This window comes from Aerococcus sanguinicola, assembly GCF_001543145.1.
Lineage (GTDB): Bacteria > Bacillota > Bacilli > Lactobacillales > Aerococcaceae > Aerococcus > Aerococcus sanguinicola.
This window is the reverse complement of record NZ_CP014160.1, coordinates 1,882,539-1,903,551: the sequence shown is the minus strand read 5'-3', so window position 1 is coordinate 1,903,551 and position 21,013 is coordinate 1,882,539. Positions and strand designations below refer to the sequence as shown.

At 48.2% G+C, this 21,013-nt stretch carries 16 protein-coding genes; 8 read left to right on the top strand and 8 right to left on the bottom strand.

All coding sequences use genetic code 11. The features are described from left to right. Nucleotides 1-27 precede the first annotated feature (27 nt). Entirely contained in the window at nt 28-633 is a 606-nt protein-coding gene (plsY, locus tag AWM72_RS08500; protein WP_067976227.1) for a glycerol-3-phosphate 1-O-acyltransferase PlsY, read from the bottom strand. Between the two features lie 200 nt (nt 634-833). On the opposite strand from plsY, the gene parE reads away from it, so the two are divergent. The 6 genes from parE (at nt 834) to AWM72_RS08470 (ending at nt 10,206) form a co-directional block, all read left to right on the top strand. Next, nucleotides 834-2,888 carry a DNA topoisomerase IV subunit B gene (gene parE, locus AWM72_RS08495; protein ID WP_067976226.1) on the top strand — a complete coding sequence of 685 codons (2,055 nt, stop codon included), beginning with the start codon at nt 834-836 and terminating at the stop codon, nt 2,886-2,888. A 3-nt stretch (nt 2,889-2,891) separates the two neighbouring features. Next, entirely contained in the window at nt 2,892-5,357 is a 2,466-nt protein-coding gene (gene parC, locus AWM72_RS08490; RefSeq protein ID WP_067976224.1) for a DNA topoisomerase IV subunit A, read from the top strand. Between the two features lie 88 nt (nt 5,358-5,445). Next, complete coding sequence (locus AWM72_RS08485; protein ID WP_067976222.1) at nt 5,446-6,297, top strand: aldo/keto reductase; 852 nt, start codon at nt 5,446-5,448, stop codon at nt 6,295-6,297. A gap of 61 nt (nt 6,298-6,358) precedes the next feature. Next, a complete protein-coding gene (locus AWM72_RS08480; RefSeq protein ID WP_067976220.1) occupies nt 6,359-7,297 on the top strand; it encodes a manganese-dependent inorganic pyrophosphatase in 939 nt (312 codons plus the stop codon). Between the two features lie 72 nt (nt 7,298-7,369). After that, complete coding sequence (gene trkA, locus AWM72_RS08475) at nt 7,370-8,752, top strand: Trk system potassium transporter TrkA (RefSeq protein WP_067976219.1); 1,383 nt, start codon at nt 7,370-7,372, stop codon at nt 8,750-8,752. Between the two features lie 2 nt (nt 8,753-8,754). Then, nucleotides 8,755-10,206, top strand: a complete 1,452-nt coding sequence (locus AWM72_RS08470; protein ID WP_067976217.1) for a TrkH family potassium uptake protein — start codon at nt 8,755-8,757, stop codon at nt 10,204-10,206. 55 nt (nt 10,207-10,261) lie between these two features. Here AWM72_RS08470 and AWM72_RS08465 read toward each other — a convergent pair whose 3' ends face one another. Beyond that, a complete protein-coding gene (locus AWM72_RS08465; protein ID WP_067976213.1) occupies nt 10,262-11,155 on the bottom strand; it encodes a fructose bisphosphate aldolase in 894 nt (297 codons plus the stop codon). 647 nt (nt 11,156-11,802) lie between these two features. Between AWM72_RS08465 and AWM72_RS08460 the strand changes: the two genes are divergently transcribed. Then, on the top strand, nt 11,803-12,156 hold the full coding sequence (locus tag AWM72_RS08460) for a HesB/YadR/YfhF family protein (protein ID WP_143485075.1): 354 nt from the start codon (nt 11,803-11,805) through the stop codon (nt 12,154-12,156). 17 nt (nt 12,157-12,173) lie between these two features. After that, a complete protein-coding gene (locus AWM72_RS08455) occupies nt 12,174-12,593 on the top strand; it encodes an OsmC family protein (protein ID WP_067976210.1) in 420 nt (139 codons plus the stop codon). A gap of 79 nt (nt 12,594-12,672) precedes the next feature. On the opposite strand, the gene AWM72_RS08450 is transcribed toward AWM72_RS08455, so the two are convergent. The 6 genes from AWM72_RS08450 to AWM72_RS08425 all read right to left on the bottom strand — a co-directional run bounded on the left by AWM72_RS08450 (nt 12,673) and on the right by AWM72_RS08425 (nt 20,989). After that, complete coding sequence (locus AWM72_RS08450; protein WP_067976209.1) at nt 12,673-13,365, bottom strand: VIT1/CCC1 transporter family protein; 693 nt, start codon at nt 13,363-13,365, stop codon at nt 12,673-12,675. Between the two features lie 338 nt (nt 13,366-13,703). Next, nucleotides 13,704-14,633 carry a dihydroorotate dehydrogenase gene (locus tag AWM72_RS08445; protein WP_067976208.1) on the bottom strand — a complete coding sequence of 310 codons (930 nt, stop codon included), beginning with the start codon at nt 14,631-14,633 and terminating at the stop codon, nt 13,704-13,706. Continuing rightward, nucleotides 14,633-15,415, bottom strand: a complete 783-nt coding sequence (locus tag AWM72_RS08440) for a dihydroorotate dehydrogenase electron transfer subunit (protein ID WP_067976206.1) — start codon at nt 15,413-15,415, stop codon at nt 14,633-14,635. Before AWM72_RS08440 ends, AWM72_RS08445 begins: the two co-directional genes overlap by 1 nt. 24 nt (nt 15,416-15,439) lie before the next feature. Next, nucleotides 15,440-18,598, bottom strand: coding sequence for a carbamoyl-phosphate synthase large subunit (gene carB / locus AWM72_RS08435; RefSeq protein ID WP_425246124.1), 3,159 nt, complete (start codon nt 18,596-18,598; stop codon nt 15,440-15,442). A gap of 31 nt (nt 18,599-18,629) precedes the next feature. Then, nucleotides 18,630-19,706, bottom strand: coding sequence for a carbamoyl phosphate synthase small subunit (locus AWM72_RS08430; protein ID WP_067976203.1), 1,077 nt, complete (start codon nt 19,704-19,706; stop codon nt 18,630-18,632). 2 nt (nt 19,707-19,708) lie between these two features. Then, nucleotides 19,709-20,989: a dihydroorotase gene (locus AWM72_RS08425; RefSeq protein ID WP_067976201.1), complete on the bottom strand. Its 1,281-nt coding sequence runs from the start codon at nt 20,987-20,989 to the stop codon at nt 19,709-19,711. Between the last annotated feature and the right edge of the window lie 24 nt (nt 20,990-21,013).

The following is a 21,013-nucleotide window of genomic DNA, read 5'->3' as shown; positions in this document are numbered from 1 at the left end:
CTTCGTCTCTAAAGCTTTATCGTCCCATTATTTTTTGGCCCGGAAACCAAAAGGCACCTTGGATTCACTACCATTGAGGATGCGTTCAATATTGGTCCGGTGCCTGAGGATAACGATCAAGCATACAATGACTAAGATCAGTTGGAGGAAATGATCGCTAGTAAAAAGAAGCGACAAGACCAAAGCCGTCAACACACCAGTGATTGAAGCTAAGCTCACCATGCGTGAGAAGTAGAGGACTAAGAAGAAGGCGCCAATCCCCAAAAGGGAAATCAGGGGCGCGTAGAAGAGTCCCATGCCGAAGCTAGAAGCCACGGCCTTACCTCCCTTGAACTTGAGAAAGATCGAGAAGCTATGGCCCAAAATGACCGCAATGCCATAAACCAGGGGATGCCAAGTAAAGACAGTAAAGCTCTGGGCAATGAGGACAATGAGACCTGCTTTGAGCATATCGCAGACGAAGACAAATAAGCCACCGGTCCTACCAAGAGCACGAAAGGCATTGGTGGTCCCGATATTCCCTGAGCCGTAGTCACGGAGGTCAGTCTGATAGAAGACCCGACCGATCAGTAGCCCAAAAGGAACTGAGCCAAGAAGATAAGCAATAATTAAAAGTAATAGATTTAATAACATATATTCACCTGCTTTTTTGACATGTCTATATTATAGCATTATTCCGACCGCCCTTGATTAAAAAATTCAAAAGGGGCACAAAACTAGGCAAAGGAAGCAGGCATTGTGAATTGAGTAAAAATCGAGTAAGATGGTAAAAGATGTCTTTTGAGACGCGATGAAATAAATGATTATAATGGATTAAAGGGGACATGCTTAAGATGACCAAAAAGCAAGCACAATATGATGAAAGTTCAATCCAAGTCCTAGAAGGCTTGGAAGCCGTCAGAAAACGGCCGGGAATGTATGTGGGATCAACAGATAGCCGAGGCCTTCACCACTTGGTCTATGAGATTGTAGACAATTCTGTCGATGAGGCTCTTGCTGGCTATTGCGATGAGATTGACGTCTGCATCCATCCAGATAATTCTGTCACCGTCCAAGATAATGGCCGGGGCATGCCCATTGGCCAACATGCGACAGGCCGGCCCACGGTAGAAGTTATTTTAACCGTCCTCCATGCCGGAGGGAAGTTCGGAGGTGGCGGCTATTCGACTTCAGGTGGCTTGCACGGGGTTGGCTCTTCTGTCGTGAACGCACTTTCTTCATCACTAGAAGTTACCGTCCACCGTGACCAAAAAGAGTATAAGCAAGCTTTCAAGGACGGCGGTAAGCCAGGTAAGGCCCACTTGAAGTCCATTAAATCCAAGGCCACAGGAACCAAGATTCATTTCAAACCAGATGAAAAAATCTTTGGCCAGGCCCAATTCGATCGCAAGACCTTACAAGAGCACTTGCGCGAATCAGCCTTCTTAATGAAGAACTTAAAGATTAATTTTAAAGATGAAAGAGAGGACTTCGAAGAAAGCTACCACTATGAAGAGGGGATTGTCGCCTTCGTTAAATACCTTAATGAAGACAAGGACGCCCTCCACCAGGCTGTTTATTTCGAAGACAAGGCAGCCGAGAGCGGAATCGAGATGGAACTCGCCTTCCAGTACAACGATGGCTATTCCGAAACCATCCTATCCTTTGTCAACAATGTACGGACTTCGGACGGGGGGACCCATGTTTCAGGGCTTAAGACCGGACTTACCAAGGCCTTCAATGAATATGCGCGGAAGACCAACCTGCTCAAACCCAAGGAAAAAAACCTGGAAGGGACCGATGTGCGCGAAGGCTTCACGGCTGTCCTATCCATCCATGTGCCGGAAGAATACCTACAATTTGAAGGGCAGACCAAGAGTAAGCTAGGAACCCCCCAGGCTCGGTCCAGTGTGGAAGCTATGGTTAATGAGAAGTTGGGCATCTACCTTCTCGAAAACGGGGAATCCGCCCAGCACTTGGTCCGCAAGGCATTGAAAGCTCGAGAAGCCCGGGATGCTGCTCGCAAGGCCCGGGAAGAGAGCCGCAAGGGCAAGAAGAGCCGCAAACGAGAAACTCTCTTATCCGGCAAGCTGACCCCTGCCCAGGGTAAAAACGCTAAACGTAATGAGCTCTTCTTAGTCGAAGGGGATTCAGCGGGAGGCTCAGCCAAGCAGGGACGGGACCGGAAGTTCCAAGCCATCCTACCGCTTCGAGGCAAGGTCTTAAATACGGAAAAGGCCAGCATGCAGGATATCTTAAAGAATGAAGAATTGAATACTATTATCTATACCATCGGTGCCGGCGTCGGGGTAGAATTTGAACTTGCCGATGCAAATTACGATAAGGTCATCATCATGACCGATGCGGATACCGATGGGGCCCATATTCAAGTCCTCCTCTTGACCTTCTTCTACCGCTATATGCGGCCCTTGGTCGAAGCCGGCAAGGTTTATTTGGCTATGCCTCCTCTTTATAAAGTATCTAAAGGTAAGGGGAAAAAGGCAAAAATCCGCTATGCTTGGACCGATGAAGAGCTTGCCCAAGTGACTAAGGAAGTTGGCAAGGGCTATACCCTCCAACGCTACAAGGGTCTGGGGGAAATGAATGCTGACCAATTATGGGAAACGACGATGAACCCTGACTCCCGCACCTTGATCCGGGTGACCTTGGATGACCAATCGCTAGCTGAGAAGCGTGTTTCCGTCCTGATGGGGAACAAGGTAGCCCCTAGACGGGAATGGATTGAAGAAAATGTTGCCTTTACTATGGATGAAGAGGACAAGCTTTTAGAGGCTGCTAGCCAGGAGAGCGATCCAGAAATGGAAGAAGAATTGGCCAGTAAACTGGCTGACCAGTCTGCTGGTCCCGAAGCTGACCAAACGAGTCTATTTGATGATGAGGAGTTTTAGTGCATGACAGTCGATATTCAAGAATTATCTCTAGAAGATGTAATGGGGGACCGTTTTGGCCGCTATTCCAAGTACATTATCCAAGACCGGGCCTTACCGGATATCCGCGATGGGCTCAAGCCTGTCCAACGGCGGATTCTTTATGCCATGTTTGTGGATGGCAATACCTCCAGCCATAATTTCCGTAAGTCTGCTAAAACAGTCGGGAATGTGATCGGTAACTACCACCCCCACGGCGACAGCTCGGTTTATGACGCCATGGTGCGGATGAGCCAAGACTGGAAAAACCGGGAAGTTTTAATCGAGATGCATGGTAATAACGGCTCGATGGACGGTGACCCAGCAGCTGCTATGCGTTACACCGAGGCCCGTTTATCTAAGATTGCCGATGAACTCTTGGCCGACTTGGACAAGCAGACGGTTGAAACCATGCTCAACTTTGACGATACAGAAGAAGAGCCTACCGTATTACCTGCCGGCTTTCCAAACTTACTGGTCAATGGAGCAGCGGGGATTTCTGCTGGTTATGCGACGGAAATTCCCACCCACAATCTGGGAGAGGTCATTGATGCGACTAATTATTTTATCGACCATCCCAAGGCTAGCATAGACAAGCTCATGGACTTTCTACCCGGTCCCGATTTTCCGACAGGGGGAATTATCCAGGGCAAGGATGAAATCCGCAAGGCCTATGAAACGGGCCGGGGCAAGGTGGTTGTCCGGTCTAAACACCGCATGGAGACCCTGCGTTCGGGCCGCCAACAGATTGTCATCGATGAAATTCCCTTTGAGGTCAACAAATCGGATTTGGTCAAACGGATGGATGAACTCCGACTCAATAAGAGCATCGAGGGCATTAGTGAAATCCGCGATGAAAGTGACCGCAACGGCCTAAGAATTGTTATCGAGTTGAAGAAGGATGCCAATGCCAATGCCATCCTCCAGTATTTCTATAAAAATACGAACTTACAGATTAATTACAACTTCAATATGGTAGCCATTAACCAGCTCCGGCCCCAGCAAGTGGGCTTGAAGGATATCCTGTCAGCCTATATCAGCCACCGTAAGGAAATCGTCACCCGGAGGACCCAATTTGACCTCGACAAGGCTTCTCAGCGCTTGCACATTGTCGATGGTTTAATCAAGGCCATCAGCATCCTCGATGAACTGATCCAAACCATCCGGCAGAGTAAGGACAAGAAGGACGCCAAACAAAATATTATGGAGCAGTTTGACTTTACTGACAAGCAAGCTGAAGCCATCGTCAACCTCCAACTTTACCGACTGACCAATACCGATATCACTAGCCTTCAAGAAGAAAATCTCAGTCTAAATGAAGCCATTGCTTCTTACCAAACGATTTTGAGCCAGCCCAAGGTCTTACTCAAGGTCATCAAAAACGAGCTCAAAGCCATCAAAAAAGCCTATAGCAATCCCCGTCGTAGTGAGATCCAAGACGAAATTAGTGAAATTAAGATTAAAAAGGAACTTCTTATTCCTGAAGAGCAGGTCATGGTGGTCATCAGCAACTATGGTTATGTCAAGCAAACTAGTTTGCGTTCTTACCGGTCCTCTGAACTAGAAGACCTGGGACTAAGAGAGGGCGACCATGTCCAATACTTAGCTGAACATTCTACACTTGACCTATTGATCTTAATCACTAACAAAGGCAATTATATCTTCCAACCTGTCCACGAACTTCAAGAGCTCAAGTGGAAGGACCTAGGAGAGCACATATCGCAAAGGGTTAACTTTGCTAATGATGAAAAAATTATTAAAGTTCTCCCTTACGCCAAAGATAGCAAAGATAACATTTTGCTTATTACCCAGGCAGGCATGGTTAAGCAAAGCCCCTTAGCTGATTTTAAAGAATTTAGAGGTTATAAGAAGCGCTCAGCCGTCGCCATGACCCTCTCCGACGAGATGGACCAGGTCGTCAATGTCTACCAAATTTCTGCCCAGACAGATCAGAGCCAAGCCCAGATCATTATCTTTACCGAATTTGGCTTCAGTCTGCGCTACAGCATTGACGAAATCAACCAGGTTGGCCTCCGTGCCAAAGGGGTGAAGTCCATTAACCTCAAAGATAAAGATCAGGTTGTCAATGCGGTCTACCAGGACCAAGCTGACGACCAGGCGCAAATTATCTTATTCACCCAAAGAGGGCACGCCAAACGTTTGCGCTGGGAAGAAATTGCCAGTCTTGGCCGGGCCAAACGGGGGCTAGTGGTCCTCAAAGAATTGAAAACCAAGCCTCACCGCTTACTCGCTGCCTATCCGGTAACGACCACCCAAGACCTCTTTGAACTCTACTGCGCCAATGGCCAGCTCAAGCAAATTCGAGCTGTTGAGGCGCCAATTGCCGACCGCTATTCCAATGGCAAAGCCCTGGTCGATGAAGACAAGGAAGGGGAGCTTATGCGTGTGACCCCCCTCATCGACTTGGATGAGCTAGCGGCAGAAGACTAGGCCTTTCACTTTTCAAATCTTAAGCAGACCTGTTATACTGGGACTAAAGACTGATTACTGATGATTTCAAAGGAGGCGTTGGATCCAAATGACCATTCCATACTATACTTTGCGTAACGGTGACCAAGTCCCCCAAGTCGGTTTAGGGACCTATAAGCTTAAAGGTCGGGCTGGTGTGGACAGCATCAAGGCTGCCTTAGACATTGGCTACCGCTACCTCGACACCGCTTATAATTATGAAAATGAGGGGACAGTTGGCCAGGCCATTCGTGAATCAGGCCTGGCTCGTGACCAAATCCAAGTCGCTAGCAAGTTACCAGGCCGTTACCACGCTTATGATTTAGCTCTGACGGCCATTGAAGAATCTCTCTACCGGGCCCAATTGGACTACTATGACTACTACTTAATCCACTGGCCTAACCCTAAGCAAGGCCACTATGTCGAAGCTTGGCAGGCCCTGATTGAAGCTAAAAAACGCGGCTATGTCAAAGCGATTGGGGTCAGCAATTTCTTGCCTGAACACATCGATCGCTTAATTGAAGAGACCCAGGAAGTACCAGTTATAAACCAGGTAGAGACCCATCCTTACTTCCAACAGGCTAAGCAGATTGCCTATGACAGAGACCACGGCATCCTGACCCAAGCTTGGAGCCCACTCGGTCGGGGGAGCGAGAAGATGTCTGAATCCATCTTGGAACAAGAGCTAATTAAAAAGATTGCTGAGAAGCACGGCAAGACACCAGGTCAGGTCGTCCTGCGCTGGCATCTACAGATCGGCACCATGCCCATTCCTAAGTCGAGCCATGCTGACCGCCTGGAAGAGAACTTCAAGGTCTTTGACTTTGAACTTGACGATGACGATATGGCCCAGATTGCTCGCTTGGACCATCCCAATGGTCGAACCGGGGCACAAAATCCAGCAGTTTATGAAGAATTCTAAGCCTAAAGCCGGCTTTTATGATAAAATAGAGGCAGAAGTTTTTTAGAAAAGAGGAGATTTTGTGAGTAAAATTCTTGTTTTTGGACACCAAAATCCAGACACAGATGCCATTACATCTGCTATCACTTACAGTCATTTATTAAATCAATTGGGTGAGGAGGCTGAAGCCATCGCTCTTGGCGACTTAAACCCAGAGACCCAGTTTGCTTTAGAGCATTTCTCTGTCCAAGCCCCACGTGTGCTTAAGAAAGTAGCTGCAGAAACAGATCGCGTGGCCTTAGTGGACCACAACGAATTCCAACAATCTGCTGAAGATATCCGTGAGGTTGACATCCATTCTGTAGTGGACCACCACCGGATTGCTAATTTCGAGACGGCTTCACCTTTGGCCTATACCGCTCGCCCCGTAGGCTGTACCCAGACGGTCATTTATGGCCTCTACCAAGTCCATGGCGTTGAAGTGACTAAGGAAATCGCAGGTTTAATGCTTTCTGGTCTGATTTCTGATACCTTGCTCTTGAAATCACCAACTTGTACCGAAGAAGACCGTAAATTAGCCAGCAAGCTCGCTGAAATTGCTGGAATCGACCTTGAAGCTTATGGTCTCGACATGCTGCGGGCAGGGGCCGACGTTTCTGAAAAATCTGCCTTGGAAATCGCAGATGGCGACGCTAAGTCCTTCGAAATGAACGGTCACTCCGTTCGCATCGGCCAAGTCAACGTGGTAGATGTCAATGACGTCCTCAAGCGTAAAGACGACATGCTCCAAGTCATGCAAAAAGAAACCGCAGAAAAGGGCTATGACGCTTTCTTCCTCGTGGTTACCAATATCTTAACCAATGATTCAGAAGGCTTACTAGTTGCTAATGTCGACCTTGTCGAACACTTTGAAAAAGCCTTTGCTGGTGAGATCGTTGACTCTCAAATCGCCTTACCAGGCTTAGTATCTCGGAAAAAACAAATTGTACCTCCTTTAACTGAAGCTTTCGAAGAAGCTTAGAGGAGCGTTTGCATGAATTAAAACGAGGCTGGGACAAAAAGCTCCAGCCTCGTTTTAAATAGGGGTTGTGTAATGAAAAAAATGGAAATTGTGGTGGTTGGAGGGGGCGAACTCGGCCAAGAATTATGCTATCTTCTCAATAAGGAAGGGCACGAGATCACCTTAATCGACCAGTCCCAGCAAGTCATCGACAAGTTGATTGAAGTTCTAGATATCCAAGGTATCTGCGGGACAGCAACCAACTTAGATACCTTGTTGGAAGCCAATGTGGACCGCTGTGACGTCTTTATCAGCGTCACCAACTTGGATGAAGTGAATATTATCTCAGCCATCCTAGCTGAAAAAATTGGCGCCCGCTACCGGATTGTCCGCTCACGCTCGGGGGAATATACGGCCAATGAAGACTTCATCCGCGAGCACCTGGGCATTAACTATGTCATCAACCAGGACAAAGAAGCCGCTAAGGAAATTGTCACGGTCCTGGACTATCCTGCTGCTATTCATGTCGAAAAATTTTACCATGACCGGATCAAGCTCCTCCAGATTCGCCTGACCGCCTACAGTCCTATCCTCAATTGGAGTGTAGCCCAGGTCCGGCAAAAATTAAGCGATATTGTGATCTGCCTGGTCGAGAGAGGGGACCATGTCTTTATTCCGCACGGGGATGATTACCTGCGCCAGGATGACCAGATCCATATTATCGCAACCAATGAAGTCTTGAGCCAGTCTGCCTATATCGCAGGCCACAAGCAGCGGGCCAACTACCGGTCGGTAATGATTATAGGGGGAAGCCGGATCAACCGCTACCTGGTGCCCTTGCTGGACAAGCGCGGTATCCATGTCAAATTAATCGAAAAAGACCTCAAGCGAGCCGAACTCCTAGCTGATGAAATTGACCAGGCTGAGATTATTTTAGGCGACGGAACGGACCAACGTTTCTTAAGGGAGCACCGGATCGACCGTCATGATATTGTCATTTCCATGACCGATTCCGACGAAGAAAACTTGATGCTATCCCTTTTCGCCCATGAAGAAGGCGTTAAGAAAAACATTACCAAGGTTAACCGACCCAAGCTTGTCCGGCTCCTGAATGCAGAAAACCTGGATGTCATTGTCTCGCCCCGGATATCAGTTTCAGATGCCATTATCCGCCATGTACGGGCTATTCCAGAGAATAACAGTGCGCTCTTAGGCTATGCCCGATTGGCAGTGGATAAGGAAATAGCGGAAGCTATGGAATTTCAAGTCAGCGCCCAGGACCGGGTGACCCAAGCGCCAATTAAAGACCTGGCCATCAAAGACCATGTGCTCCTAGGGATGATCGTGCGCCAGGACCGACTCCATATTCCATCCGGCGACGACCAGCTCCAGGCAGGGGATGATGTCTTGATTTTTACCTCCTGCCGGGATGTCTTTAGCCTGGATGATATCTTAGAGAGGGGTGAGCGAGCCTAGCCATGAATACGTCCTTTCTTCGTTTTATCATCGGTCGTCTGCTGATGATCCTAGGTCTCTTGATGCTTCCATCTATCCTGGTGGGACTCTATTACGGCAATCCCGCCCGGGTCATCTGGGCCTTTGTCATCACCATTGCCCTCTGCGAACTCCTTGGTTTAGCCTTGTCCTACCGCCAGCCCGATTCGGATATCTTCTACCAGCGCGAAGGCTTTGCCCTGGTTAGTATTATCTGGTTGCTCTATTCTTTTTTTGGGGCCTTGCCCTTTTATTTGAGCCAGTCAGTAGGGGACTTTATCGATGCCTTCTTTGAATCGGTCAGTGGCTTTACCACGACGGGCGCCTCTGTTCTCAGCTCCAGCCTCCATATCCTGCCTGAAGCCCTCATGTTCTGGCGGAGCTTTACGCTCTTAATTGGTGGGATGGGTATGTTGGTTTTTATCCTATACATTCTACCGAATTTCGGGGCCAGGGGGGTCTATGTCATGCGGGCCGAACTACCTGGTCCGGTCTTTGGTAAGGTAGAGTCCCGGGTCTCCAGCTCCATCAATATTCTCTACAGCATTTATTTGGTCATGACCCTAGTCGTCATGGTTCTCCTCCGCTTGGGAAAGGTTCCCTGGTTTGAAGCAGCCCTCTTAGCCATGGGGGCCTCGGGGACAGGGGGCTTTAACATTTACAGCAATTCCATTGCCCACTACAATAGCGACTATGTGGACCTCGTTATGGCCATTGCCATGTTCATCTTCGGGATGAGCTTTAACTTTTTTTACTTGCTCTATATCGGCAAGTGGCGGCAGGTCCTCCACAGTGAAGAATTGCGCTGGTATGTGGCCATCATTGCCTTGGCCAGCTTAATTATCTTCCTCAATATTAACGGCCTCTACCAGAGCCCCTTCCAAGCCTTAAAAGACGCCTTCTTCAACGTAGTATCGGTTAACTCGACTACTGCCTACACCAATGTCTCCATCGCTAATTGGCCGGTCACGACAGATATTGTCCTGCTCTTCCTCATGTTTACAGGAGCCATGTCCGGCTCGACCACTTCAGGCTTGAAAATCGTCCGGATTGCGATCTTCTTCAAGTCCATCCGCCAAGAGATCCGCCGGGTCCTAGCACCTAGCCGGGTCCAGCCCATCAAGTTTGACGGAAAAAGGGTAACCCATGATATCCAGCGCTCGATTGCCTTTTATCTGATGACTTATCTAGCTGTTTTCTGCCTGGTACTCTTTATCCTGAGCCATTACACCCAGAGCTTCAGCGGAGCCTTCAATGCGGTTATCGCCACGCTGAACAATATTGGTTATGGCCTAGACCTGCTAGGCCCTAGTGAAGACTATGCCGAATTAGCCCCTTTCGCGAAGTTCATTATGTGCCTAACCATGCTGATGGGGCGCTTGGAAATCTATCCCATCCTCCTAAGCCTAACACCACGAGTTTGGAAGAAATACTAGTATAAGACAAAAAAACAGCTCAAGGTAAATCCTTGAGCTGTCTTTTTGTCTTAAATTATACTTCTTTATTCACCGAAGCATCATAGATCGTATCGATAGCTGTCTTGAGTTCATTGTGGAAGTCTTCATCAGATTGGCTAGCCCGTAAAGCATTGGTTAGAGCACGGGAGAAGCTAGCAATCACGCCTTCATTGCGGCGTAGCTTATCATTGGCTTCATCAATCGAGTAGCCGCCAGATAGGGCAACCACGCTTAGGACTTGTGGATGGTCAACTAATTCTTTGTAAGCGTTATCGACGCTTGGTAGGGTTAGCTTAAGCATTACCACTTGGTCGTCAGCTAATTGGTCAAGTTCCTTGAGAATTTCTTGTTTGAGGACTTCTTCAATCTCAGCCTTATCCTCAGCATGGATATTAACTTCCGGCTCAACAATAGGGACGAGGCCAGCAGCAATAACTTTTTTGGCCAAATCAAATTGTTGGCTAACTACTTTCTTAATTCCGTCAGGGTTCAATTCTAAGATATTCGAACGTTCCTTGGTCCCAAAGATGCCACGTTCGTTGGCACGGGCTAATAGGTCATCAAGATTTGGAATATCTTTCATGACTTGGACACCGTTTTCGATCTCAGCTAGTCCTTTGTCAATTTTTAGGAAGGGGACAATCCCTTTATCTGCCAGGTAAGTCGCGGTATATTTACCTTCAACTTGGCGATCCATGGTTTGCTCAAATAGGATAGCCCCGAGAATCTTGTCTGAATTAAAGGCGTCATCCGTCATAATCCGGGTCCGCATCTCATGGACGAGATCAAACATTTCTTCTTCGCTAGAGTATTGGTCCTCAGAAACACCATAAGCGGCTAAGGCCTTAGGAGTTGAACCACCGCTTTGGTCTAAAGCAGCGATAAAACCGTCTCCTGATTTCACACGGTCAAACTGTTCTTGGTTCATAATATTATAAGACTCCTTTACTTAAATTCTATTTGAGACAAAAACTAAATCCCAATCGTCTCGCACTTATTATAACAAAAATGAACTTAGCTTCAAAGGGAAGGCCTATATTAATTTACCCATCGCTTCTCATAATGTATATTATGTTAACTAGAATAGATAAAAAGACTCACTGACAAGATCCACTGATTTCTTAGCTTATATATGAATATTTATTCATTATGTGTAAGTCTAATTTCTATCTATCCCATCATCTCTTTGGTTAACTACAAACTGACCCCGTCTTTAGCCTCTAGACTTAGTTTACTGCTCAAGTTAAGACGCTAGCTAGGCACACTAAGTCCTAGTTGCTGATAATTTGATCAAAAAGCTCCAAAATGCATTTCACAAAGTCATTTCGAAATTAAATAAATATGCTTCAAATTTGAATTGTTTACTCCTTGTCACTGACTCTCTCTTAAATGTTTGGCCTTGCAAGCCTTTTCTTAGTTATTTAGTCCATTTAGCTTGATAACATTCTGAGTCAACTTTATTTACTGGATTGGCTGACTCCATTCACTCGAAGTTAACTTACTTGACCTCTTATAGGTCCTCTATGCTAAACTTAAGGCAATGAAATGAATATAATAGATAGGAAGTGTTGGATAATGGATATTCAAGTGAGTGACGCGGCGGTAAAGTTCTTTAAAGATGAAGTGGCACCAGGCCCCGGTCAAGGCATTCGCATTTATGGTAAAGTCTATGGGTCTACCAATGTGCATGACAACTATTCCGTGGGGATCTTAGTTGAAGCGCCGCAAAATGTTTTTGCCCAGGTAGAAAAAGATGGCTTGCTGATCTTTGCTGAGGATGAAGACCAGTGGTTCTTTGAAGATTATAATTTAGAAATTGATTACGATGCTGAAGAAGATGTGCCAACTTACTACTTTATCAGTTCTAATCCTGAAGAAGCCGCCAAGCAGCGAGAAGTCGATGCCCAATCTGGCGCTTCCGCCCATTAAAGAAAGCGTGACTTAAAATGACTAAGATGCATGTCCAAGCTGAAGTGCTTGAAAACTTACATTTAAAGCTGTCCGTCGATGGCCACGACTATGAACTCGACCACGATTTACCAGACTCTGACTACCAGCCCCAAGCCACAAGCCCAGCTGGTGCCCTCTTGATCGGTCTAGCTGGCTGCAAGCTCATGCTGGCTCAATCCTACTTGCGCAGTCGCAAGCTCGAAGGCGTGACGGTCTCTCTCGACCTAGAAGCCAATTTAGGCCGAGATGACCAAAAACACCGCAATCTGCTGGCGGATGTGAAGCTCAATATTGACGGTGACTTGACCGACAAGCAAAGAAAGAACCTCCAGCGCTACGTGGACAGCCAATGCGCTGTTGAACAGATTATCTTAAGTGACAGCAACCGCATTCAAACCCACTACCAGTTTAATTAAAATGATTACAATTAAACCACATCCAAACTTTACTTGCTATGGCTTTGGATGTGATTTTTTCTTTAATAAATTATAGAAATTAAATACTGGCCAAGATACTGCCAATCCCATAAGCAGCTAGGGCGGCAAGTCCACCGATTACTAGCATTTCCATGCCGGACTTGAAGCTATTTTCCTTGGTAACCGAAGCCTTAGACACCCCTAAGATAAAGAGCGTGACAAAGGTCATCAGGATAGAAATACTGAAGCTATAAGGAACAAAATCTTCATTAAAGTATGCCAGGATAAAGATGATGAGCGGAAAGAGACCGAAGAAGGCAAAGGAAAAGAAGGTAATGCAGGCATTGGTTAAGGGCTGGGAAGCCTCTTCTTCTCCTACAGAGAGGACCTTCATCTGGGTATCGACATCATGCTGGACTAGTTTTTCAGCAATAATCTGGGCTTGTTGGCTGGATAAACCCTTATTTTCATAGACTTCTTGAATGTGAGTTTGGTTGAGTTCAGGATCTTTTTCAAGGATTTTTGCTATTTCCAAGCGCTCAAAATCATCATAAGCTCGCTCTGACTTACTGGATAAATAATCGCCGATAGCCATGGAGATACCATCCGCCAAGAGATTAGCAAAGCCTAGGATAAGGATCACCTCCATATTGAGGTCTCCCCCGATAGCCCCTGCCACCACAGCAAAGGTTGTAATAATTCCATCCAAACCGCCATAAACCATGGACTTCAACCCCTCGCCCCGGTTAAAGTTCTGTACTTCACTTGCCATATGAACCACTCCTTTTCTTATTCAATGCATGCTTCCAAGTCTATTAGAAAGTAGTCAATCGATGAAAAAAGGCACACCGAAAGACAGTTGATACTGCCTCACAGTGTGCCTCATTAAGCGCTCTGCTGTCGGAAGTCTCACCTCCCGACCGGGTTTTGGACCTAAAGATCCGCCACTTGCTCTAAACGATTATTTAACTTTCTATACTCATTATAAATAACGCCATCCACTATGTCAAGCTATATTATAATAATTACAATGTAAATTTAAAGTAAAGAAAAGAAAGACTCCAAACGAGAATCACTCACTTGGGGTCTTCCCTATTTAACTTTCTAAACTTAACCGCGCAAGCGCTGGCGGACATCTATAATTAAATCCTCTAAGCTTTTAATCCCTAGTTCATCCATCCTATGCGGTAAGGCTTGGATGAGTTTTGGGCAGATATAAGGATCAGTAAAATTGGCAGTGCCAACAGCTACAGCTGAAGCGCCCGCCATAAACATTTCGAGCACATCATCGACTGTGAAGACACCGCCCATGCCAATAATCGGCAGGTCTGAGTGACTGGCTACCTGGTGGATCAAACGAATAGCAACCGGCTTAATCGCTGGTCCTGATAAGCCACCCGTTTGGTTGGCTAAGATCGGACGCCGGGTCTTCAGGTCAATCCGCATGCCCAGAAGCGTATTGATCATGGTAAAACCATCCGCTCCCCCCGCCTCGATGGCCTCGGCAATCGGTAGGATATTTGTGACATTAGGCGATAATTTGGCATAGACAGGCACCTTAGCCACCTTCTTAACCGCCTGAATCAGGTCAAAGGCCACGTCAGGATCTGTCCCGAAGGTAATTCCGCCTTCTTTAACATTGGGGCAAGAAATATTTAATTCAATGGCTTTGACATTAGGGGCGTCACCTATGCGTTCACAAACGATCACATAGTCTTCCTGGGAAGAGCCGGCTACATTGGCGATAATGGGCAGGTCTTCATAGACTTCTAAGGCCGGCAGATAGTCCTTCATGACCACCTCTAGGCCTGGATTCTGTAGTCCAATCGCATTGAGCATGCCGGAGGGGGTTTCGGCCACCCGTGGCGTCGGATTACCCAATTTTTCTTGAGGGCTGGTAGCCTTGACCATGATCGAGCCCAGTTGGTTGAGGTCATAGTACTTAGCGTATTCCTTACCGAAGCCAAAGCAACCTGAAGCAGGAATGATAGGGTTCTTTAAGTCGAGTCCTGGCAGCTTAACCGCTAAACGATTCGTCATTAGAGCACCACCTCTTTAGCTTGGAAGACGGGGCCATCTTCACAGACCTTCTTCGTCCGGATCTGACCTTGGGGGCCATCCTCGGATGACCGGCAGACACAGGCTGCACAAGCCCCCATCCCGCAGGCCATGCGTTCTTCTAGAGACAGCTGGATATTGTCTGTTCCCTGGCAGGTCTGGTAGACCGCCTTGAGCAGGCCATTGGGACCGCAGGAAAAGACAGCATCAGGTTCAATCCCTGACTCGCGTACCATCTGGCAGACATTGCCATGGAAGCCATAGGAGCCGTCATCGGTAGACACATGGGTGGGGCCTAATTGGCTAAAGGCCTCTTCATAGTAGACCACGTCCTTGGTCGCATAGCCGAGGAAATGGTGGCAGTGGACCCCTTTTTGGCGGAGCTGGGCCGATAATTCATAGAGTGGAGGAATTCCGATCCCCCCACCAATAATGAAGGCCTGGTCGCCTGCTTGAAGCTGGGAGAGGTCAAAGCCCCTACCTAAAGGCCCCATGACATCGAGGACATCGCCAGCTGTCATCTCAGAGAAGATCCGGGTCCCATCCCCTTCCACCCGGTAAATAATCCGGCAGGTCCCAAGCTCGCGGTGGATGCGGTTGAGACTGATGGGACGCCTGAGTAAGAGGTCCTGCCGGGGCACCCGGATATGGATAAACTGTCCGGATTCCCCCATTTCTTGGACAAGGTCCCCTTTCAAGGTCATTTCAAAGATTCTAGGTGCAATTTCTTCCTGCTTGATGATGGTCATCATCTCCTGGCGCATGTCCTCTCCCCTTTCTAAAATAATTTAAATCGCTTGAATTGAGAATGCACGAGCTTGCATGACACGAAGGATGGCGCGGGCTGTATCCAAGGAGGTAAAGAGTGGGACCCCTTGTTCAACCGCAGCTTGGCGGATCGCAAAACTGTAGTCCTGGCTTTCGTCTTCCTCTTGGGAGACCCGGTTAACAACGGCTTGGATAGAGCCTGAATGGATGGCTTCTTGGACAGATGGGGCCTGAGGATCTTCACTGTGGCCTTCAATGCTTTGAACCAAGAGCCCTTGTTCTTCAAAGTAAGCCGCTGTATTCGTTGTGGCCACAATCCCATAACCCAGTTCCGCAAAAGCGTCGGCCAGGTCATAGGCTTCTTCCTTGTCTTCGTCAGCAATAGTAAAGAGAATATTCCCGTGGTCCGGCATATGGAGGCCGGCTGCCTCAAAGGCCTTGTAGAGGGCCTTGTTGCTATCGCGGTCGCCGCCCATGACTTCCCCTGTTGACTTCATTTCAGGACTCAGATAGGAGTCGACTTGGTTCAATTTAGTGAAGGAGAAGACCGGTGCCTTGACATAGACTTGGTCTGTTTCAGCTGCTAGGCCAGTTGGATAGCCAAGATCGGTGATTTTCTGCCCAAGTATAGCCTTGCTTGCCAGTTGGGCCATTGGAATATCGGTCACCTTACTTAAGAAAGGTACGGTCCGGCTAGCCCGTGGATTCACTTCAATCACATAGACTTTATTTTCATAAATAACGAATTGGATATTCATCATGCCGATGCAGTTTAAGCCCAGGGCTAATTTTTCCGTATAGTCCAAGATAGTGGCCTTAATCTCTTCAGAGAAGGATTGGGGTGGATAGATCCCCATGGAGTCGCCTGAATGGACGCCGGCATGCTCGATATGTTCCAAGATACCTGGCACAAGGACATTCTCCCCGTCACAGATGGCATCGACTTCGCATTCATAGCCAGGGAGGTAGCGGTCGATCAGAACCGGATGTTCAGGTGAGGCCTTCACCGCATTGGCCATATAGTTTTCAAGGTCGGCTTGGTGTTCCACAATCTGCATGGCCCGGCCGCCTAGAACATAGGATGGCCGTACCAGCACTGGGTAGCCGATCTTGTCCGCGATCTGTACCGCTTCTTCGGGACTTCTAGCCGTGTCCCCAATCGGTTGAGGAATCTCTAACTGGCTCAGGGCCTGTTCGAATAAATCACGGTCTTCTGCCCGGTCCAAATCTTCCACTGTGGTTCCTAGGATCTTAACGCCAGCCTCGGCGAGTGGTGCAGCCAGGTTGATGGCGGTCTGACCTCCGAATTGGACGATAACGCCGAGGGGCTTTTCAACCGCAATGACTTCCATCACATCTTCAAAAGTTAAAGGTTCAAAGTAGAGCTTGTCAGAGATGGAGAAGTCTGTCGACACGGTTTCCGGGTTATTGTTCATAATAATGGCTTCATAGCCCGCGTCTTGGATGGCCTTCACAGAATGGACAGTCGCATAGTCAAATTCGACCCCCTGGCCAATCCGGATAGGGCCTGAACCTAGGACGAGGATAGAGTCTTTGTCCGTGGAAGGCTGGCTTTCACTGTGGCTTTCATAAGAGCTGTAGAAGTATGGAGTGGAAGCTTCGAATTCAGCAGCACAAGTATCTACCATCTTGTAGACCGGATGGATGCCCGCTTCCAAGCGTTTCTCACGGAAGTCAGCTTCGTCCATGTCCCATAACTGGGCCAGCTTATAATCGGTAAAGCCATATGTTTTAGCCTGGCCAAGTTTTTCCATGTCTCCTGGGTGCGACTTAAGATCATCCTCAATTTCTACGATGTGTAAAAGTTTATCCAGGAAGAAGAGATCGATCTTTGTCAACTGGGCGATATCTTCAATGCTGTAGCCGCGGCGGATGGCTTCCATGATATAGAAGAGTCGGTCGTCTTGGGCTTTGATTAATTTTTCGCTAATGACATCGTCTGAGACATCTTCGAGTTCTTTCATTTCGGCGTGGTAGCAGCCAATTTCCAGTGAACGGACAGCCTTCAGCGTCGCTTCTTCGATATTCCTTCCGATCGCCATGACTTCTCCTGTCGCCTTCATTTGTGTCCCTAGGCGGCGCTCCGCATCTTGGAACTTGTCAAAAGGCCAGCGCGGAATCTTGCAGACAACATAGTCCAAGGTGGGCTCAAATTCTGCATAAGTTGATTCCGTCACAGGGTTCATCATTTCATCCAGGGTCAGGCCGAGGGCAATCTTGGCTGCTAGCTTGGCGATCGGATAACCTGTTGCCTTGGAAGCTAAAGCAGAAGACCGAGACACCCGAGGGTTCACTTCAATCACATAATACTTGAAGCTCTTAGGATCTAGAGCTAACTGCACATTACAGCCCCCTTCAATTTCAAGGGCACGGATAATAGCTAAGGAAGCATCACGAAGCATCTGGTGTTCATCATCGGACAGGGTCTGGGTGGGTGCGTAAACAATAGAGTCGCCCGTGTGGATACCGACAGGGTCAAAGTTCTCCATATTACATACCACAATGGCATTATCAGCGGAGTCCCTCATCACTTCGTATTCAATTTCCTTGTAACCCGCAATGCTCTGTTCGATCAGGCACTGGGTCACGGGGGATAAGGAAAGCCCGTTTTCGGTGATTTCTTTAAGCTCCTCTTCGTTCTCGCATAGGCCCCCACCCGTTCCGCCTAGGGTATAGGCTGGACGTACAATCAAGGGGTAGCCGATTTTCGCTCCAAAAGCGACCGCTTCATCTACCGTGTGGACAATGGTCGATTCAGGGATGGGTTGCTTTAATTCTTCCATCAATTGCTTGAACTGGTCCCGGTCCTCGGCCTGTTCAATGGCTGAGAGTTTGGTGCCCAGTAATTCAATGCCTAATTCGTCTAAGATGCCGGCTTTAGACAATTCTAAGGCCATATTAAGACCGGTTTGCCCGCCTAGGGTTGGCAGAATCGCATCGGGACGATCTTTTCTCAGGATGCGGGAGACAAATTCATAGGTAATGGGTTCGATATAGACCTCATCTGCGATCTCCTTGTCAGTCATGATGGTCGCAGGGTTAGAATTGACGAGGACGACTTCATAGCCTTCTTCTTTAAGAGCTAGGCAAACCTGGGTCCCAGCATAGTCAAATTCAGCTGCTTGGCCGATCACAATCGGGCCTGAGCCAATGACCATAATTTTTTGGATATCTGTACGTTTAGGCATCTTAGTGCTCCTTTCTTGCATCAATCATTGCCATGAAGTCATCGAAGAGATGGAGGGCGTCGTGTGGCCCTGGGGCAGCGTCCGGATGGTATTGGACGGTGAAGGCTGGATAGTGGCGGTGCTTGAGCCCTTCCACTGTCCCGTCATTAATCTCCACATGGGTAATGATTAATTTTTCTGGATCGATGGAGTCTTTGGCTACCGCATAGCCATGGTTCTGAGAAGTGAAGTCAATCCGACCGGTCGCAATCTCGCGGACTGGATGGTTGACTCCGCGGTGGCCGAATTTCATCTTGTAGGTATCGGCTCCATTGGCGAGGGCAAATAATTGGTGGCCGAGGCAGATCCCGAAGATTGGGACCTGTTCTTGAATTTCACGGATCATATCGAGGACAGCAGGCAAGTCTTTCGGATCTCCTGGTCCGTTTGAGAGCATGACGCCATCGGGTTTGAGGGCCAGGATCGTTTGAGCATCGGTATCATAAGGGACAACGGTCACGGAACAATGCCGTTCAGAGAGCGCCCGCAGGATCGAATGCTTGAGGCCAAAGTCCACGACAACCACCCGACGTCCGGTATTAGGATTAGGATAAGGCGTCTTAGTTGAGACACTCGCAACGTGGTCCTTAAGAGCTGGTTCGGCTTTGAGCTCAGCCAGGGCTTGGTCCCGGTCGGCATCAACCGCGATAATAGCTGCTTTCATGGCCCCCTGTTCACGAATTTTATGGGTCAAGGCCCGGGTATCAATCCCTGCTAAACCTGGAATCTCATGTTGTTTCAAAAACTCATCCAAGTTCATCTGGCTCCGCCAATTGGAGGGACGGCGGGCCCATTCCTTAACAATGACCGCCTTACAAGAAGGAGCAACGGATTCATTATTATCTGCCGTGATCCCGTAATTGCCGATCATCGGATAAGTAAAAGTAATCAACTGGCCAAAATAAGACGGGTCCGTGATGGTCTCTTGGTAGCCGGTCATGCCAGTGGTAAAAATAAGCTCACCGCTGACTTCTTTTAAGGCACCAAAAGCTTGTCCGCTAAAATATGTGCCATCTTCAAGTAATAAAATTCTTTCCATCTTTAGGCCTCCTTTTGCCATACCAATTGCCCATCCACGAAAGTTGCTAGGGTCTCTCCCTTGATCTTCCAGCCTGCAAAAGGCGTATTCTTCCCTTTGGAGAGGAAGTCATCGGGATTAATCTCACTTTCCTGGTCGAGGGCAAAGATAGCCAGGTCAGCTGGGCTGCCAACTTTTAGCTGGCCTGCCTCTAAGTTAAAGATTTCTGCCGGTTTGCGGGCCATCCAATTGACCACCTGTTCGAGGGTAAAAATACCTCTTTCAACAAAATAGCTGTAGATCAGTTGGAAGGCCGTCTCGATGCCGACAATCCCAAAGGCTGACTTAAGGAAGCCTTGGTTCTTCTCTTCGAAGGCATGTGGGGCGTGGTCGGTTGCAATACAGTCAATGGTGCCGTCCAAGAGCCCATCAATTAGGGCTTGGCGGTCAGCAGTTGAACGTAGCGGCGGATTCATCTTGTACATGGCGTTATCAGCCGGAATATCTTCATCCGCTAACAGCAAGTGGTGGGGAGAGACTTCACAGGTCACATGGATCCCCGCTGCCTTAGCCTGACGTACGGCCCGCACACTCTCCTTGGTTGAGACATGGCAGACATGGTAGTGGACGCCGGTCGCTTCTGCCAGGAGAAGGTCCCGGGCGATTTGTGAAGATTCTGAAATCGGTAGAATACCTGGTAGGCCTAGTTCCTCAGAACGGTCTCCCGCATTCATGACCCCACCAAACAAGAGCGAATCATCTTCCACATGGGCCACCAAGGCTTTATTAACTTTGGCAGCTTCCTGCATGGCCTGGTACATGGTGCCTGCAGTCTGGACCCCTACCCCATCATTACTGAAGGCAAAGGCGCCCGCTTGGCTCAAAGCCTCATAGTCCACCAATTCATCCGACCGGAGGCCCTTGGTAATCGTAGCGTATTGGTGGACCTTGATTTTAGCCTCTTTTTTGATCAGGTCATACATATGGTCCAAGCGTTCCTTAGAAGACGGCACAGGGTCTACATTGGGCATGGCACAGACGGTGGTAAAACCACCCCGGGCTGCGGCTAAGCTCCCGGAAGCAATGGTTTCCTTATGTTCTTGACCAGGCTCCCGGAAGTGGACGTGAACATCCACTAGGCCGGGACTGATTAAGCCCCCTTGAGCGTCAAAGACTTGGTCAAAAGCTTCTTCCGCGAAGCCCTGGCCTAAAGCTTGGATACGCCCATCCTCAATAACGAGTTCAACCGGATCCAGCGCATTAGCCTGCCCATTCATTAAGCCATTCTTGATTAGTGTTTTCATGCTTAGCCTCCCTATTCTCTTTTT